13 protein-coding genes and 3 pseudogenes are annotated in these 17,187 nt (G+C 36.2%); 8 read left to right on the forward strand and 8 right to left on the reverse strand.

Annotation, left to right across the window (positions count from 1 at the left end; translation table 11 throughout):
* Nucleotides 1-85 precede the first annotated feature (85 nt).
* Nucleotides 86-859 (reverse strand): SDR family oxidoreductase, encoded by a 774-nt coding sequence (locus MTZ49_RS06925; RefSeq protein ID WP_264747614.1) that lies wholly within the window; start codon nucleotides 857-859, stop codon nucleotides 86-88.
* A 245-nt stretch (nucleotides 860-1,104) separates the two neighbouring features.
* Here MTZ49_RS06925 and MTZ49_RS06930 point away from each other — a divergent pair, with 245 nt between their 5' ends.
* The 7 genes from MTZ49_RS06930 to MTZ49_RS06960 all read left to right on the forward strand — a co-directional run bounded on the left by MTZ49_RS06930 (nucleotide 1,105) and on the right by MTZ49_RS06960 (nucleotide 8,309).
* On the forward strand, nucleotides 1,105-2,217 hold the full coding sequence (locus MTZ49_RS06930; RefSeq protein WP_264747615.1) for a high-affinity branched-chain amino acid ABC transporter substrate-binding protein: 1,113 nt from the start codon (nucleotides 1,105-1,107) through the stop codon (nucleotides 2,215-2,217).
* A gap of 85 nt (nucleotides 2,218-2,302) precedes the next feature.
* Entirely contained in the window at nucleotides 2,303-3,214 is a 912-nt protein-coding gene (gene livH, locus MTZ49_RS06935) for a high-affinity branched-chain amino acid ABC transporter permease LivH (protein ID WP_264747616.1), read from the forward strand.
* On the forward strand, nucleotides 3,211-4,464 hold the full coding sequence (gene livM / locus MTZ49_RS06940) for a high-affinity branched-chain amino acid ABC transporter permease LivM (RefSeq protein WP_264747617.1): 1,254 nt from the start codon (nucleotides 3,211-3,213) through the stop codon (nucleotides 4,462-4,464). The genes livH and livM overlap by 4 nt, the downstream gene beginning before the upstream one ends.
* Nucleotides 4,461-5,228, forward strand: coding sequence for a high-affinity branched-chain amino acid ABC transporter ATP-binding protein LivG (gene livG / locus MTZ49_RS06945; protein WP_264747618.1), 768 nt, complete (start codon nucleotides 4,461-4,463; stop codon nucleotides 5,226-5,228). Before livM ends, livG begins: the two co-directional genes overlap by 4 nt.
* Complete coding sequence (locus tag MTZ49_RS06950) at nucleotides 5,228-5,929, forward strand: ABC transporter ATP-binding protein (protein ID WP_264747619.1); 702 nt, start codon at nucleotides 5,228-5,230, stop codon at nucleotides 5,927-5,929. The genes livG and MTZ49_RS06950 overlap by 1 nt, the downstream gene beginning before the upstream one ends.
* A gap of 343 nt (nucleotides 5,930-6,272) precedes the next feature.
* Complete coding sequence (gene brnQ / locus MTZ49_RS06955) at nucleotides 6,273-7,601, forward strand: branched-chain amino acid transport system II carrier protein (RefSeq protein ID WP_264747620.1); 1,329 nt, start codon at nucleotides 6,273-6,275, stop codon at nucleotides 7,599-7,601.
* A gap of 24 nt (nucleotides 7,602-7,625) precedes the next feature.
* The gene (locus MTZ49_RS06960; RefSeq protein ID WP_264747621.1) at nucleotides 7,626-8,309 is read left to right on the forward strand and encodes a hypothetical protein; all 684 of its coding nucleotides are present in this window, start codon (nucleotides 7,626-7,628) and stop codon (nucleotides 8,307-8,309) included.
* Nucleotides 8,310-8,347: 38 nt separating this feature from the next.
* Here the strand turns inward: MTZ49_RS06960 and rlmKL are convergent, their stop codons facing one another.
* Nucleotides 8,348-10,516 (reverse strand): bifunctional 23S rRNA (guanine(2069)-N(7))-methyltransferase RlmK/23S rRNA (guanine(2445)-N(2))-methyltransferase RlmL, encoded by a 2,169-nt coding sequence (rlmKL, locus tag MTZ49_RS06965; protein WP_264747622.1) that lies wholly within the window; start codon nucleotides 10,514-10,516, stop codon nucleotides 8,348-8,350.
* A gap of 130 nt (nucleotides 10,517-10,646) precedes the next feature.
* Here rlmKL and MTZ49_RS06970 point away from each other — a divergent pair, with 130 nt between their 5' ends.
* Entirely contained in the window at nucleotides 10,647-11,600 is a 954-nt protein-coding gene (locus MTZ49_RS06970; RefSeq protein ID WP_264747623.1) for a COG2958 family protein, read from the forward strand.
* A 29-nt stretch (nucleotides 11,601-11,629) separates the two neighbouring features.
* Here MTZ49_RS06970 and MTZ49_RS06975 read toward each other — a convergent pair whose 3' ends face one another.
* From MTZ49_RS06975 to MTZ49_RS06995, 6 genes and pseudogenes are all read right to left on the reverse strand, one after another.
* Nucleotides 11,630-12,091, reverse strand: a complete 462-nt coding sequence (locus MTZ49_RS06975; RefSeq protein ID WP_264747624.1) for a hypothetical protein — start codon at nucleotides 12,089-12,091, stop codon at nucleotides 11,630-11,632.
* 150 nt (nucleotides 12,092-12,241) lie between these two features.
* Nucleotides 12,242-12,925 (reverse strand): annotated as a pseudogene (locus MTZ49_RS06980) (ABC transporter permease subunit); the annotation flags it as partial.
* Nucleotides 12,926-13,138: 213 nt separating this feature from the next.
* A pseudogene (locus tag MTZ49_RS15790) lies at nucleotides 13,139-13,291 on the reverse strand (putrescine ABC transporter permease PotI); the annotation flags it as partial.
* Nucleotides 13,291-13,965, reverse strand: a pseudogene (locus MTZ49_RS06985) (ABC transporter permease subunit); the annotation flags it as partial. The pseudogenes MTZ49_RS15790 and MTZ49_RS06985, both read right to left, overlap by 1 nt.
* A gap of 746 nt (nucleotides 13,966-14,711) precedes the next feature.
* Nucleotides 14,712-15,860 (reverse strand): polyamine ABC transporter ATP-binding protein, encoded by a 1,149-nt coding sequence (potA, locus tag MTZ49_RS06990; RefSeq protein WP_264747625.1) that lies wholly within the window; start codon nucleotides 15,858-15,860, stop codon nucleotides 14,712-14,714.
* 92 nt (nucleotides 15,861-15,952) lie between these two features.
* Nucleotides 15,953-17,050 carry a polyamine ABC transporter substrate-binding protein gene (locus MTZ49_RS06995; RefSeq protein WP_319804752.1) on the reverse strand — a complete coding sequence of 366 codons (1,098 nt, stop codon included), beginning with the start codon at nucleotides 17,048-17,050 and terminating at the stop codon, nucleotides 15,953-15,955.
* Between the last annotated feature and the right edge of the window lie 137 nt (nucleotides 17,051-17,187).

A 17,187-nucleotide genomic window follows, 5' to 3' on the forward strand; every position in this document is an offset into this window, starting at 1 on the left:
TAGTTGTACTGTCTTCAGTCATTCGCCTTGTCTAAAATTATATAGAAATAGCTATAAGTAGCTTACGGCTTTGTAAGCTACGCAATTATTTCTTTAATAAAATCTTATCTAGCCAACTACTAGGCAATAAGCGTTTAGCTAGCCACATACTTTTACTAATCATAGTAATTCGATAACGAATTTTAGGTTTAGGATGGGTGAAAGCATGTTTTAGATAGGGCATAACATCATCTGCTGTTAATGAAAATTTAGCAGCAATGCTTGGGTTTACCACTTTATTTTGTTCATCTACTTGATTTACATTTTTAGAAAACGATGTTTTGATGGGTCCTGGCTCAATTAAACTCACCTTTATACCTGTGCTATGTAATTCTAAACGTAAAGCATCACTTAAACCTTCCACCGCATATTTACTGGCAGCATAAGCACCACGTCCAGCAGTGGCCACAAATCCCATCACTGAACTGGTTTGTACAATACGTCCCTCATTATGGGGTAACATCAGTGGTAATAGCTTATTAGTTAACTCATGTAAGCCAAATACATTGGTAGAAAACTGTTTCTCTAGCTGTTCACGACTAATTTCTTGTAAAGGCCCATAAATACCAAAACCTGCATTATTAAATAGACCATAAAGTCTGCCTTGGGTCATTTCTGAGATTTGTAAGCTAGCTTTGTGAATGCTTTCACTGCTATCCAAGTCTAATAAAACAACTTCAAACCCTTGTTGTTGTAAATTATTAAAGTCACTTTCTTTGCGACAGGAGGTTATGACCCTAAAACCAAGACTCTTTAAATAATGGGCTGAAGTCAATCCTATGCCACTTGAGCAACCAGTAATAAAGATAGTTTTTGCCAAAATAAATAATTCCTTATAAGATTATGTAGTTATAAGTTTACTCTAGCATGTTTATAAAATTCTACTGCATGCAGAGTGTATCTTTTTGTTATGATAGTTGAGTAAAGTTAAAAATGAATATAACAATTAAATGAAGATAATCACGGAAAAAGTTAATTGTTTATGTTTTCTAAAAGTTAAATTGCTTATTCTATATAAATCAATTGAGTAGGCATCAAATAAATAAATTTAATGGGGTTTATCTAATGAATCATTTCTCAAAATTACTAACGGCGATGGCCTTTATTGGTTTCAGTGGTTATGGCTTGGCCGCAGAAACTATTAAAATTGGTGTTGTAGGCCCTGTAACTGGCCCAGTTGTACAATATGGTGATATGGTTTTTGCTGGCGCATTAGCAGCAGTTGATGAAATTAATAAAGCAGGCGGTGTTAATGGTGCTAAATTAGAAGCAGTTAAATATGATGATATGTGTGATGCTAAACAAGGCGTAGCAGTAGCTAATAAAATTGTTAATGATGGTGTTAAATTTGTAGTAGGTCATACTTGTTCAGGCCCTACTCAAGTAGCTGTTAATATTTATGATGAAGATGGTGTGTTAATGGTTACCCCATCAGCCACTGCACCAGAAATTACTGAGCGTGGTTATCAAATGGTGTTCCGTACTATCGGTTTAGATAATATGCAGGCACCTGTAGCGGCTAGCTATGTAGCAGAAAAAGTTAAACCTAAAGCGGTAGCTGTTATTCATGACAAACAACAATATGGTGAAGGTGTTGCTACAGCGTTTAAAGAGGCAATAGAAGGTAAAGGCGTTAAAGTAATTACCTTTGAGGGTATTAATGTAGGGGATAAAGATTTCTCTAGTTTAATTACTAAACTAAAACGTGAGAATGTAGATTTTGTTTATTTTGGTGGTTACCACCCAGAATTAGGTATGTTACTTCGCCAAGCTAAAGAAAAAGGCTTGAATGCGAAATTTATGGGGCCTGAAGGTGCTGGTAACCCAATGTTATCAGCTATCGCTGGTGAAGCTTCAGAAGGTTTATTGGTTACTTTACCAAGATCTGTAGATAGCGATACACGTAATGCGCCTGTAGTAGAAGCATTAAAAGCTAGAAAAGTAGATGCGGCTGGCGCTTTCGTATTACCTGCTTATGCAGCGGTACAAGTGATTGCACAAGGTATTGAGAAAGCAAAATCAACAGATACAGAAGAAGTAGCTGATGTAATTCATAGTGAGAAATTTGATGTAGTATTGGGTGAAAATATCTCTTTTGATAAAAAAGGTGATATTAACGGTTTCCAATTCTCTGTTTATGAGTGGCATAAAGATGGTAGTAAAACACTAGCCAAATAATTTATTTGTAAAAGTAGGTAGGTATGCTACCTACTTTTTATAGGACTTTGACTAGTAGTAATATAAAAATTAAATAAGGTTAACTATGGATTATTACCATTATCTTCAGCAGTTAATAAATGGTTTAACTGTAGGTAGTACCTATGCATTAATAGCCATCGGCTACACGATGGTTTATGGCATTATAGGTATGATTAACTTCGCTCATGGCGAAGTTTATATGATCGGTTCTTATATAGCGTTTATTGCTTTGCTGGGCCTTAGTATGATGGGCTTAGAAAGTGTCCCTTTATTAATCATAGGTGCTTTTATTCTTAGTATGATTGTCACCTGTACCTATGGTTACAGTATTGAACGAGTGGCTTACCGCCCCTTACGTGGTAGTAACCGTTTGATTCCACTGATTACCGCTATTGGTATGTCTATTTTTTTACAAGACTATGTGAAATTAGGTCAAGGTACTGACGATAAATCTATTCAACCCCTTATTTCAGGTAATTTAGAGCTAGCAGGGGGACAGTTAATGATCTCCTATATGCAATTATTTATCTGGATAGTGACTTTAATTGCCATGATTGGTTTGAGTGTGTTTATCGCTAAGTCACGTTTAGGTCGTGCCTGTCGAGCTTGTTCACAAGATATGAAGATGGTTAACTTATTAGGTATTAATACCAATACGGTTATTTCTTCAACCTTCGTTATCGGTGCCATGTTAGCAGCGGTTGCTTCTGTACTACTAGGTATGCAATATGGTGTGATTAATACCAATATGGGTTTCTTAGCTGGTATAAAAGCATTTACTGCGGCTGTGTTAGGTGGTATTGGCAGTATTCCAGGTGCTATGTTAGGTGGTTTAGTATTAGGGGTAGCAGAAGCTTTTGGTGGCGATATCTTGGGAGACCAATATAAAGATGTGGTGGCCTTTAGTTTATTAGTGCTTATCTTACTATTTAGGCCAACAGGCATTTTAGGCCGACCAGAGGTAGAAAAGGTATGAATAAATCCATTCGTATGGCGTTTATTAATGCCTTATTAGTGGTTATTTTAGCTTATTCGGTGTTTGGTCTTAAGTTAACAGGGCAAGGAGTAGGCTTTGTTGTTGAAGGTGCTGATGCCAAAACCCTATGGCTGATTGCCATTGCTGCTCTAGCCATGTTTGTTTGGTGTATTGCTCGTGATTTATTAACCGCTAAATTTCCACGTCATCCTAACTCTTCATTTATCCCTCTCCGCCTTAAAGCTAAATTAACCATGCAGTCAACCCAAATATGGATAATGCTAGCTTTAATTATTGTGGCATTCCTTATTCCTTTTATGGGGTCTAAGGTAATTATGACCACAGCTACCACTATTCTTATTTATGCCTTATTGGGGTTAGGTCTAAATATTGTAGTAGGTTTAGCAGGCTTGTTGGATCTAGGCTATATTGGTTTTTATGCAGTGGGTGCCTATACCTATGCCTTTTTAATGGAGTTTGCAGGCCTTGGATTTTGGGCATCATTACCTTTGGCTGGATTAGCTGCTGCTATTTTTGGCTTATTATTAGGTTTTCCTGTCTTAAGACTTAGAGGTGACTATTTAGCCATCGTTACTTTAGGCTTTGGTGAGATTATTCGAATTTTACTGAATAATCTAACACAATTTACCAATGGCCCAAGGGGAATGTCAGTGGATGCGCCTACTTTCTTTGGTCTTGCTTTTAGCCGACGAGCACCAGAGGGAGTAACTACTTTCCATGAGTTCTTTGGAATAAAGTTCAGCAGTGATTATAGAATGATATTTATCTATATTATTCTGTTGTTATTTGTATTACTTGCTTTATTTGTGATTAATCGATTAATTCGTATGCCTATTGGTAGAGCTTGGGAAGCATTGCGTGAAGATGAAATTGCGTGTCGTGCTTTAGGGCTAAATCCTACCTTAATTAAACTGTCTGCATTTACTATTGGAGCTAGCTTTGCTGGTTTGGCAGGCTGTATTTTCGCCGCTAAACAAGGCACTATTTATCCGGGTGACTTTACCTTTCTAGGCTCAGCAATGATTCTTGCTATTGTTGTTTTAGGTGGCTTAGGTTCACAGCTGGGGGTGATTCTAGCGGCTATTTTTATGGGGCTGTTAGAAAATATGCAAGAGTTTCAAGAATATCGTATGCTAATTTTTGGACTTAGTATGATTGTTATTATGATTTGGCGTCCACAAGGTTTACTACCTATGCAAAGACCCCATCTGGAGTTAAAGCGCCGATGAGTCAAGTAATATTAGAAGTTAAAGATTTAGCGATGCGTTTTGGTGGTTTATTAGCAGTTGATGGCGTTGGTTTTAAAGTTAAAGAAAAACAAATTCTTTCGTTAATTGGGCCTAATGGGGCAGGTAAAACTACAGTATTTAACTGCTTAACAGGATTTTATAAGCCTACAGGTGGCACCATCACTTTAAAAGGAGAGCAAATTCAAGGGTTAGCGGGTCATAAGGTAGCACGCAAAGGGGTAGTCAGAACCTTTCAAAATGTGCGTTTATTCTCTGAAATGACAGCTATTGAGAACTTGTTAATTGCACAACATCGTCATTTAAATACTAGTTTTATTGGTGGTCTTTTAAAAACAGCTAGTTACCGAAGAAGTGAGCGTAAAGCATTAGAGTATGCTAGCCAATGGTTAGAAAAAGTAGGCTTAATCGATGTGGCTAATCGCACAGCAGGTACTTTGGCTTATGGGCAACAACGTCGTCTTGAAATTATTCGCTGTATGATGACCAAACCAGAAATATTGATGCTAGATGAGCCAGCTGCTGGTTTAAACCCTAAAGAAACAGAAGATTTAAAAGAGTTAATCGCCTTATTACGTGATGACTACAATGTAACAGTATTATTAATTGAACATGATATGAAATTAGTGATGACTATTTCAGATTATATTGTGGTGATTAATCAAGGTAAGCCATTGGCTGAAGGATTACCTGAGGAAATACGTAATAACCCCGAAGTGATTAAAGCCTATTTGGGGGAGGAATAATGTTAACCATTAATCAAGTTTCTACCTTTTATGGCAAAATTCAGGCGCTGCATGATGTTTCTATTAGTGTTGAAAAGGGGGAGATTGTTACCCTAATTGGTGCTAATGGTGCAGGTAAATCTACTTTATTGATGACGCTTTGTGGTTCACCTAGGGCGCAGAGTGGCAGTATCCTTTATAAAGGTGAAGAGTTAGTGGGGCAGCCAACCCATCATATTATGCGACAAGGCATTGCCGTTGTTCCAGAAGGACGCCGCGTATTTTCACGCTTAACCGTTGAAGAAAATCTTGCAATGGGTGGTTTTTTCGCCAGTAGTAAAGATTATGACGAGCAAATGGACAAAGTATTAACGTTGTTTCCACGTCTAAAGGAACGCTTTACACAACGTGCAGGAACAATGTCTGGTGGTGAGCAACAAATGCTGGCCATTGGTCGGGCAATGATGAGTAAGCCTGAATTATTATTGTTAGATGAGCCTTCTTTAGGTTTAGCCCCCATTATTATTCAACAAATCTTTGCTATTATTGAGCAATTGAGGGCAGAGGGCGTAACTGTTTTCTTAGTGGAACAGAATGCTAATCAAGCACTTAAATTAGCCGATCGTGCTTATGTGTTAGAAAATGGTCATATTGTTATGCAAGGCAGTGGTCATGATTTATTAACTGATCCAGAAGTGCGTAACGCTTATTTAGGGGGCTAACTATATTCATGTTTTTGGGCACTTTATAGTTAATTACCGGTCTATTATTTATATTCTTGCAACTTTATTGCTAGTTTTCAAAAGAAACTAGCAATAATTATTAGGCCAATCGGTAACATTTATTAAAACTTAGTTACTAAAAAATTATCCTTTACTTGGTCTATATTGCAACCTTCTTACCACATTGGTTGCACTTAAGAGTTGCAATAAAATCACAATTATTAACAAATTCTGTTATATTTGCGAGTTTTATTACTTACTTAAGTTATTTTGCAAAATAACGCACAAAATTATTTATGCAATTTTTGATAAATGATTTTAGTTTAATGTGGTACAGCCTTTAATGAATACATTGAGAACACGAGACATCTTTGCATTAGGTTTTATGACCTTTGCTTTGTTTGTGGGTGCAGGAAATATTATTTTCCCCCCTTTTATTGGGTTACAAGCTGGACATAATGTTTGGTTAGCAGCGGCAGGTTTTCTAATAACAGGTGTAACGTTACCTGTTATTACCATTGTAGCAATGGCCAAAGTTGGTGGCTCAATGGCTAAATTAACGCAACCAATTGGTAAAACAGCGGGAATTATCTTAACAGTCGTTTGTTATTTAGCAATTGGTCCTTTGTTTGCAGGGCCTAGAACAGCTACTGTTTCCTTTGAAATAGGCCTCTTACCTTTTCTTAAAGAGAACTCTATTGAACATTATAAAAATTATGCTTTATTTATTTATAGTTTAATCTACTTCCTAATTGTCATCGCTATTTCATTACATCCTGGTAAGTTACTAGATACAGTTGGTCATGTATTAGCACCACTTAAAATTATTGCTTTAGCGATCTTAGGAATTGCAGCTTTTATTTATCCAGCAGGTGATATTGGGCATGCCACTAAGGTTTATGAGGTTTCAGCCTTTTCGCAGGGCTTTGTGAATGGTTATTTAACAATGGATACCCTAGCTTCTTTAGCCTTTGGTATTGTTATTATTAATGCTATTCGCTCAAGAGGAATTGAGTCTACTAAACTGCTAACACGTTATGCTGTGATCGCAGGTATTATCGCTGGGATTGGCTTGGCATTAGTTTATATTAGTCTTTTCAAATTAGGCAGTAATAGCTCCTCGGTTGCTATGGATGCTGATAATGGTGCGGTTGTTCTTCATCAATATGTTAATTTTACGTTTGGTGAGTTTGGTGCTATCTTTCTTGGTATTCTTATTGGTATTGCTTGTTTAGTCACTGCTATTGGGGTGACTACTGCCTGTGGAGCTTATTTTTCTACTATATTACCTATTCCTTACCGAGCGATTATTTTGGGTATTGCTACGTTTTCATTTATTATTTCTAATATCGGATTAACCCAATTAATTAAAATATCAGAGCCTGTATTGATTGCCATTTATCCACCATGTATTGTGCTTGTGATGATGAGTTTCTTCAAAAAGTTTTGGCATTTTCCACATTATGTTTTTTCTCCTGTTATGTTAGTATCACTTATATTCGGTATTTTCGATGGACTAAAAACAGCAAAAATATCTATACCTGAATGGTTTATTCATTTACCTTTAGCAGATAAAAGTTTGGCTTGGTTAATACCATCATTAATCGTTTTAGTGATTGCTACTGTTGTTGATCAATTATTAGCTAAAAGGATGGCTTATAAAATAGAGTAAGCCATTAATTGGAAAGGGAAGTATATGAGATTGGTACGTTTTTGTTGCTTATTATTATCACTACTATTGTTGGTGGCTTGTCAGAATAATGAAATAAAGCGACCTGCTTATTTTGGTCAAACTCAATTACGAGCAGTCCTAACTCAGCAAGATGGACAATGGATAGCAACTGACTGTACAAACGGTAGCAATGAAAGATTTCAGTTAGTGGATGATATTAATTTCGCTATGGATGCTAGTGATTTGCTGACAAAAACAAAAGGTAACTTATTTATTGATGCAATAGGCACTATTAACAATAAGCCAACAGCTAGTAGTGATGGAAGTTTTACAGTTAAACAGTTAAATCGTTTAACAGTAGATGCTAATAGGGGTTGTAAAGAAGATGATTATAACCGAGTGGTTGTGCGCACTATTGGTAAAAATCCATTATGGGTAACCAGTATTGCACCAAAAGGACTGGTATTAGAGCGTGTTAATCAAAATCCATTAGTATTACCTTATGTTGATGAACGTTTACCTGATGGACAAATGAACTTTGCTACAGAAGCTAATGGCCAGACTATTCAATTATGGGTAGCTCCTGAACGTTGCCTTGATGAAGAAACAGGTGATGTATATTCCATGCGTGCTATTTTGACTATTAATTTTCAAACCTTTCAGGGGTGTGGTTATTTAGGAAAAGTGGCGGGTATCGTTAATCATTGATAATAAAAAAGGCTAGTAACTACTAGCCTTTTTTATTATTACTTAGTTATTTTCCAAGCACGATGGATTTTATTATTGCGTTTAAAATCCATATCAATAGTTTGTTCAGATATTTCTTCTATTTGGTATTCATCTTGTAAGCTTTCATCTAATATAAATTTTCTAAAGTTATTAGAGAAATAGAGCGTGCCATTATTGGATAAGCGATTCATAGCAAGATTAATTAACTTAGCATGATCTCGTTGAATATCAAACACGCCTTCAAAACGTTTTGAGTTGGAGAAAGTAGGGGGATCAATAAAGATTAAATCATATTCTTCTTGATCGTTTTTTAACCACTCTATTACATCAGCTTGAATAAGTCTTTGCCGTTCAGAGTAGCCGTTCAATAATAAATTGCGTTTAGCCCATTCTAAATAAGTTTTGGAAAGATCAACACTGGTGGTTGTTCTAGCCCCACCTTTAACCGCATGCACGCTGGCAGTAGCGGTATAACAGAATAAATTTAGGAAGCGTTTACCTTGTGACTCTTGTTGAATACGTAAGCGCATGGGGCGATGATCTAAGAATAGACCTGTATCTAAATAGTCTTTTAAATTAACTAATAGTTTAACATCACCTTCTGCCACTTCCATAAAGTGACCTTCACTATTTTGGCGTTCGTATTGGCGCTTACCTTTTTGCTGTTCACGGCGCTTAATCACAATTTTTTCGGGGGCAATATCTAATACCTGCGGAATAGCTGAAAGTGCATCTAATAAGCGAATTTGTGCTTTCTCAGGATCAATTGTGCGTGGTGGCGCATATTCTTGAACATGTACCCAATCATTATAGATATCAATAGCCAAGGCATATTCAGGCATATCTGCATCGTATAAGCGATAACAGCTAATCTCTTGTTGTTTAGCCCATTTAGCTAATTGCTTTCTATTTTTCTCTAAGCGATTAGCAAACATCTGTGCACCTTCCGAGAGCATAGCTGCTTGTCTATTATCAGTAGTAGTTGTTTCTTCTTGTTCCGAATGTTGTACTACAAACTTCTCAGGCACTATATCCATTAACACTAATTTACAAGGAATAGTACCATTATAGAAAGCATATTGCTTATGACTACGAATGCCCATCCGTTTACATAGTTCAGGTGCACCTGTAAAAATACCTGCTTGCCAACCTTGGCATTCTGCTCTTAAAGCCTCACCAAAATGTTGGTAAAGATAGAGTAAGCTAGCCTCATCACCTAATCGCTCACCATAAGGAGGATTACATACCACTAAACCTTTTTGTCCTTTATCAGGATGGGGTGCAAAAGTAGCTAGGTCACCTTGGTAAATATTGATCCAACGATCTAAGTTAGCCCGTGCAATATTATTATGAGCAGGTTTAATTAAGCGAGGGTCGGCTTCATAGCCACGAATCCATAACGGTGGTTTGGCTAAGCCTTCCTCTGAACGTTCTTGTGCTTCTTGATAAACTCGTTTCCAAATACTGGGAATATGACCTAACCAATTAGTAAATCCCCAATGTTCGCGGTATAAATTAGGAGCAACACCAGCGGCCATCATAGCACCTTCAATGACTAATGTTCCCACCCCACACATAGGGTCAACTAAAGCACCGCCCTCAGCGGCAATTTTCGGCCAACCTGCACGAATGAGAATAGCAGCTGCTAAGTTTTCTTTTAAAGGTGCAGCACCTTGTTGTAAACGATAGCCCCGTTGGTGCAGACTTTGTCCTGATAGGTCGATAGAAATAGTGGCTTCACCACGTTCTAAACGTACATGAATACGAAGATCTGGGTATAGCTTATCAATGGATGGGCGTTCGCCCCGTTTATTTCTTAGCCTGTCGACAATGGCATCTTTGGCTTTAAGGGCACCAAAGTGAGTATTATCAATACCACTACCTTTACCTGTAAATTCAATAGCTAAACTACCTGTCGCTTCCAGATGATCTCGCCAATCAATATGATAAATACCATCGTAGAGGTCTTGTGCATTCTTTACAGGAAAGCGTTTTAATACTAGAAGAACTCTATTAGCTAAACGAGACCAGATACATAGTCGATAGGCTGTTTCCATATCTGCTAAGCCTTGAATATTGGCTATCCTTTCTTTTGCTTCTAATAAACCTAACTCACTCGCTTCATCTTTAAGCAGACTTTCAAGGCTTTTAGGGCAGGTAAGGATAATTTCAAACTGATCAGACATGGTAAGTGGAACCTAATAGATATTTTATAAAGTGTATAGTATAACTGTTTCTGACTAAGCAGTAATGAATATGATATATTTGACAGTTAAATCTCAGTAATAAAAGAATTATAGAGTAAAAGGGTAATGGATGATGAGTAAACTTTCACAAACTCAAAAAATTGCTAATTGGTTAGCTGAGCATCCTAATCAAAAGTTTACTGCTAGAGAAATTGCTAAAGCGATTATTGAACGATATCCAGAGGATTATCAAGATAAACGAAATAATGATCGTTTTGAAACAGAGCAAGATTTTGTTCAACAGATTGTTGCAGAAATAGGTGCTCAAAAAGATCAAATCATAAAGAAGAATAAGAAAATTCGTTGGCAAGATAAGCCTAAACCACGTGTTTATTGGTTTGATGAAAGTGAAACAACAGGTTTAGTAAGTTCTATTATTGCCGATGATATTGCAGCTATTGAACAAGATACTGTTAGGCAAACTAAAGAAAAACAATCGTTACTATCTGAGCACGATCTTTATCCTTTATTAATGCAATATTTAAGCAGTGAACAGAAACTTTATTGTATGCGCATCGATGAAAAGCGTTCTAGTAATCGTTATGGTATTAATGCTAATAAATGGTTGCATCCAGATATTGTGGCTATGCAACCTATAGCAGAGTCATGGGATCAATTAGTTCGTACTTGTGTTTTAAAGGGGGATGGACAAAGTACAAGGCTTTGGTCATTTGAGGTTAAAAAGGGCTTAACTAGAGCGAATGTGAGAGAGTACTTTTTCCAAGCTGTCAGTAATTCCTCTTGGGCTAATGAAGGTTATTTAGTTTGTACAGCAATTGCTGGTGATGGGACAGAAGATGAGTTAAGAATGTTATCAGCTTTACATGGTATTGGCGTTATTGTATTAAATATAGCAGATTTATCTGAGTCTGAAATTTTAATTCCTGCGCGCTCTAAACAAGATATTGATTGGCAAACCGTTAATCGTTTAGTAGTTGAGAACGGAGATATGAAAGATTTTATTGATCTAGTTTCTAACTACTATGAAACAGGTCGCTTACGGACTAGAGATTGGAATAAATAAAAAGGGGGAGGGGGCCATCCTTTTTTAAATTATTTTGCTACTTTAGGTAAAAAACCAGTATCCATAAAATTAACCTTAAACTTACCAGGTAACACTAATACTTCAAAATATTCTCTATCAATATAGGGTGTGGGGTCATACCAGTAATTTTCACTATAAAATAAATGAATTTGATTGGTATTTGTATCTAGCCATTGGCAAACTATTCTATAAGGACTTTTACCATTAACTGTAAGACTGGTATTTATCTCAACGCCTTGATATTTGGCTTGAAGGGGGATGCCATATTGTTGTAATTCGGCTATTTGTTTAGCCCTCCTTACTCTAAGAAATTCTGCTATAGCACCAATAGCAAAGAAAATAGAACCAAGACCAATGGTAATAGGTTCTAATATAACAATACCTAATATAAGTACTAAAATGCCTATTACTCCAAAAATACGAGTAATTATATTAACGTTATTAATTGGTATACTTCGACTGTATTGCATAATACGTCCTATTTTTAATTAGAATAATTATTGAGTATTAATTATATATTTTTTAAAAAACTTTGTATTAACTATAAATTAATTAAGGCTAAAATTTAACTATATTAAGAAAAAGAGGAAAGATATAAATAATCTTTCCCCTGATAGCTGTTAGTTGAATGTTTTACGTTTCTTCTCAATCCGTCTATTAATAAACCAAGCAGCTAAAGTAAAGGTTGATATTACTAATAGAATAATGGAAGCAATAGCATTAATTTGTGGATCAACCCCTAATCTTACTTTCGAGAAAATATACACAGGTAAGGTAGTAGAGCCAGGGCCTGATAAGAAGTTAGCTAACACCACATCATCTAATGACATTGCAAAAGATAACATAGCGCCTGCCAATAGTGATGGTATGATCATTGGAATAGTAATAAAAATAAAGGTTTTCCAAGGTGGAGCACCTAAATCCATTGAGGCTTCTTCTAAGGAGCGATCAAGTTCTCTGAGGCGTGAAGACACAAGAATAGCTACATAAGCCGTACAAAAGGTTGTATGAGCAATCCAAATATTGATTAATCCTTTACTTGGCCAACCAAAAAACTCATTTATTGCCATAAATAATAACAATAAGGAGAAACCCGTGATAATTTCAGGCATTACGAGAGGTGCAGTCACCATTCCAGCAAAGAATGAACGTCCTCTAAAATGATCCATACGAGTCAGTACAAAAGCTGCTAAAGTACCTAGAACTACTGCACTAATAGAGGTATAGAAGGCTACTTCTAAAGAGCGGAATAGTGCAGAAATAAGATCATTGGTATCGGTTTGGAACCAGTTGGTTTGCCATCCTCTTTTTAAAATACCAAAAACTACTGTAGCTACTGCAACATAAAAGGCTATTTCTAATGCTAGAAAAATGGTAGATCTAAAACCACCTTTTATATTATGTCCTTTAGTTTTCCAAAGACCTCTAACCATCACTACTATTATAGTAGCTAGTGATGTAAAAATAGCTGTGGTTATTGATAGAAGGAGGGCAGAAATAAAATCACTGCTACCTGCTAAGTTTTGGTACCACTTAACAGACCATCCCCCCCAAACAACAACCATTTTAGAAGCATTAAAGGAGTAAACTACCAAAATAATCATCGGTAGATAAATAAATAATAAACCTAAAACCAACATGATATTGGTGAAGTTAAAACGATTCTTCATCAGTTGGCCTCCAATTGCTTAGATTGATTACGGTTAAATAAGTGAATAGGTATTATCAACAGAACTAGCATTATCACCGCTAATGCAGCCGCTTTAGGCCAATCATTATTGCTAAAGTATTCACGATAAATAGTTTGACCAATTAATTGATATTCTGAGCCGCCTAGTAATTCAGGGATAACAAATTCACCAATTACAGGAATAAATACTAACATACAACCTGCAATAATACCTCCTTTAGAGAGGGGTAAAGTGATTTTCCAGAAAGCTGCTAGGCTTTTTGTACCTAAGTCAGCAGCCGCTTCTAATAAAGAGTGATCATGTTTTACTAAATTAGCGTATAGCGGTAGAACCATAAAAGGTAAATAGGCATAAACTACCCCAATATAAACAGCAATATAGGTGTTTAGTATTTCAATAGGTGAGTTGATAATACCTAGCCCCATTAGAAGTTGGTTTAATAAGCCGTTATTTCCGTTGCCTAAGATAGTCATCCATGCATAAACACGGATAAGTAACGCTGTCCAAGTAGGCATAATAATTAATAATATCAAAACTGCTTGGGTACTTTTGGGAGCTCTAGCAATGGCATAGGCCATTGGATAGCCAAGAAGTAAACAAAAGAATGTACTAAAGAAAGCTAATTCAACAGAATTTAAATAAGGAGTTAAATAACTTGAGCTTTCAAAATGTTCAAAACCTAATGGATTCGGAATTAAATATTTACCAATAATACAAATAAAGACTAATAGTGCACCAATAATTAAGCCCATTCTTGGTAAATGAGAGAGGCGACTTTTCTTTATAACAAAATCATTGCTATATTCACGTTGATTAAGCTGAAAAAATATGGGAATAACAGCTAATGATAGGTGGGTAATTACAATACTAAGATAAATAAAAATTCTTTTATTTAAAATTGTAATAGGTTCATTAACAATACCTAAGTGCATAAGAAAATTATTAACAATACCTGTAGCCGCTAGGGTATTGCCTGTATGGGAAGCATAACCATGCAGTAATATTGTTAGTATGGTTGGTATTGCAATAATCCATAATAAAGTATTTTGTAGCTTACAGTTTTGTAATTTTGCTATTGCGCGGGCAATAAAATAGCCTAATATCAAGCAAACCAAAGTACTAATAAAAGCTAGTTTTAGCATCGCAAGATAAGGGTCAAGATAAGCCCAGTCATCATCTTGAACAATACTTACAAAACTAAAGTAATTAAAAACAACAGAGAGCTGATCTTCTGTCCATACGAACATAGCATGGTAAGGTGGGCTATAATCGGACTCTGATAAACTGATCTTTAATACGATAATAAAGGGCAGTAGAAAGAATAAAAATAGCCAGAAAAAGGGTATGCCGATAACAGAGCCACGGCCTAACCTTTTTGCGAAAGTTGCTAATTTAGGGTTCATTGTAGTACCACACCGCTGTCATCTTCCCAATAAAGATAAACCTGATCATCCCATGTAGGACGTTTCACATGGCGTTCAGAGTTGGCCATAAATGATTGTACAATCATTCCAGAAGGTAATTCGATATAGTAAACAGAATGACCACCTAGATAGGCAATGTCATACACTTTACCTGTTGTCCAGTTATAGTCTGGATGTTCAATTTCAGGTTTTTGATGGCTAATTAATACTTTTTCAGGGCGTATTGCATAGGTAACTTTTTTATCTTCAGCACGGCTACTGATACCATGACCTATATAAATAGGGTTTGGTAACTGTGGGCAAATAATTAGTGCATGGTTGCTGGCATCTTCAACAATTTCACCTTCAAACATGTTTACGTTACCAATAAATTCGCACACTAAACGAGTAGCAGGTGTTTCGTAAATATCCATAGGGCTACCAATTTGTTCAATGGTGCCTTGGTTCATAATGGCAATACGTTGTGCCATGGTCATGGCTTCTTCTTGGTCATGGGTAACCATTACGCAAGTTACACCGACGCTTTCAATAATCTCTACTAACTCTAATTGCATTTGTGAGCGTAGTTTTTTATCAAGGGCACCCATAGGTTCGTCTAATAACAATAGTTTAGGACGTTTAGCTAATGAACGAGCTAATGCCACACGTTGTCTTTGACCACCCGATAGTTGATGAGGTTTGCGGTGTGCATATTGTGTCATATGCACCAGTTTTAACATCTGTTCAACCCGTTGCTTAATTTGATCTTTTGGTAATTTATCCTGTTTTAAACCAAAAGCAATGTTTTGTTCCACTGTCATATGCGGGAATAGGGCATAAGATTGGAACATCATATTAATAGGGCGTTCATAAGGTGGTAGCTTGGTAATATCTTGACCATCTAAGAAGATACGACCTTCTGTAGGGGTTTCAAAGCCTGCTAGCATTCGTAATAGTGTGGATTTTCCTGAGCCAGAACCACCTAATAAAGCAAAAATTTCGCCACGGTTAATGGTAAGGCTTACGTTATCAACAGCGATAGTCCCATCAAACGATTTAGTCACTCGATCAATCTTGACGAGTTCCTGCTTAGGCGTTTGGGTACCTGTCATGGCTTTTTTGAAAGCACTAGATGCAATAGCCATTACTTTGAATCTCCACACTAATATTAAAATGACAAAGAGTAATAAGTTGTATTAACTTATTACTCTCTTTGTGTACTAGGAACTAGTTAGGTTTATTTACTAGTTTTAACTTTTGTCCAACTACTTACCATTGCACGTTGTGTTTTCAATGGTAGTAATGGGAAAGTATAAATTTTTTCCATTACAGCTTCAGTTGGATAAATACCAGGATCATTACGGATATCTTCTATTACTAAAGGTGTTGCTGCACTATTAGCATTAGGGAAGCGTACATAGTTAGTAATTTCTGCTGCAATTTCAGGTTGCATAATAAAGTTGATAAACTTGTGTGCAGCATCTGGATTTGGTGCATCTTTAGGGATAGCCATCATATCAAAGAAGCTAGCAGCACCTTCTTTAGGAATGTTGTATTGGATATTTACGCCATTTTTTGCTTCTTTGGCACGTATTTTACTTTGTTGTAAGTCGCCTGAATAACCTACAGATACACAGATATTACCATTAGCTAGATCTAAAATATTTTTAGAAGAATGGAAGTAAGCTACATAAGGACGAATTTTTAAGAATAATTCTTGAGCCTCTTTTATATGAGCTGTGTCAGTAGCTGTAGGGTCATTGCCTAAGTATTTCATAGCAGCAGGTAACATTTCAGTAGGTGAGTCTAGGAATGCTACACCACAAGATTTTAGTTTTTTCATGTTTTCAACATTGAATACTAAATCCCAAGAATCAGTAGGTGCATTATCACCTAATGCTGCTTTTACTTTATCAACATTATAGGCAATACCAATAGTACCCCACATATAAGGTACGGCATATTTATTTTCTGGATCATTAACCTCTAACGCTTTCATTAGGGTAGGGTTTAAGTTTTTCCAGTTAGGTAATTTGGTTTTATCTAATGGTTGGTATAAACCGGCTTTAATTTGTTTGGCTAAAAAGGCATTAGAAGGCACAACAATGTCATAGCCTGAGTTGCCAGCAATTAATTTAGCTTCTACGATTTCGTTGTTATCAAATACATCATAAACAACTTTGATGCCTGTTTGTTTTTCAAACTTGCTGATAGTGTCTGGAGCAATATAGTCAGACCAGTTATATACATGCAATACATCATCAGCAGCATAGGCCATACCTGTAGCTACAATAGTAATAGAAGTGGCGAGAAGTGTTTTTTTAAAAAATTTCATCATGGCTAATTCCCCAATAAAGATAAAATTGCCTGCCAATAGTTACACTTAGTAGGTATTACTAAGTAGCTTATTAATGTGTAGTTACTTCCAAGAAATAATCGGCACATTATAGTTTTTCTTTACATACAACACTA

The sequence above is a fragment of the Entomomonas sp. E2T0 genome, from assembly GCF_025985425.1.
Taxonomy (GTDB): Bacteria; Pseudomonadota; Gammaproteobacteria; order Pseudomonadales; family Pseudomonadaceae; genus Entomomonas.

Excerpts from the sequence above, each read along its gene's own strand:
- MTZ49_RS06930 (WP_264747615.1), top strand. The coding sequence starts at position 1,105 with ATGAATCATTTCTCAAAATTACTAACGGCGATGGCCTTTATTGGTTTC.
- livH (WP_264747616.1), top strand. The coding sequence starts at position 2,303 with ATGGATTATTACCATTATCTTCAGCAGTTAATAAATGGTTTAACTGTA.
- livM (WP_264747617.1), top strand. The coding sequence starts at position 3,211 with ATGAATAAATCCATTCGTATGGCGTTTATTAATGCCTTATTAGTGGTT.
- livG (WP_264747618.1), top strand. The coding sequence starts at position 4,461 with ATGAGTCAAGTAATATTAGAAGTTAAAGATTTAGCGATGCGTTTTGGT.
- MTZ49_RS06950 (WP_264747619.1), top strand. The coding sequence starts at position 5,228 with ATGTTAACCATTAATCAAGTTTCTACCTTTTATGGCAAAATTCAGGCG.
- brnQ (WP_264747620.1), top strand. The coding sequence starts at position 6,273 with ATGAATACATTGAGAACACGAGACATCTTTGCATTAGGTTTTATGACC.
- MTZ49_RS06960 (WP_264747621.1), top strand. The coding sequence starts at position 7,626 with ATGAGATTGGTACGTTTTTGTTGCTTATTATTATCACTACTATTGTTG.
- rlmKL (WP_264747622.1), bottom strand. The coding sequence starts at position 10,516 with ATGTCTGATCAGTTTGAAATTATCCTTACCTGCCCTAAAAGCCTTGAA.
- MTZ49_RS06970 (WP_264747623.1), top strand. The coding sequence starts at position 10,647 with ATGATGAGTAAACTTTCACAAACTCAAAAAATTGCTAATTGGTTAGCT.
- MTZ49_RS06975 (WP_264747624.1), bottom strand. The coding sequence starts at position 12,091 with ATGCAATACAGTCGAAGTATACCAATTAATAACGTTAATATAATTACT.
- potA (WP_264747625.1), bottom strand. The coding sequence starts at position 15,860 with ATGGCTATTGCATCTAGTGCTTTCAAAAAAGCCATGACAGGTACCCAA.
- MTZ49_RS06995 (WP_319804752.1), bottom strand. The coding sequence starts at position 17,050 with ATGAAATTTTTTAAAAAAACACTTCTCGCCACTTCTATTACTATTGTA.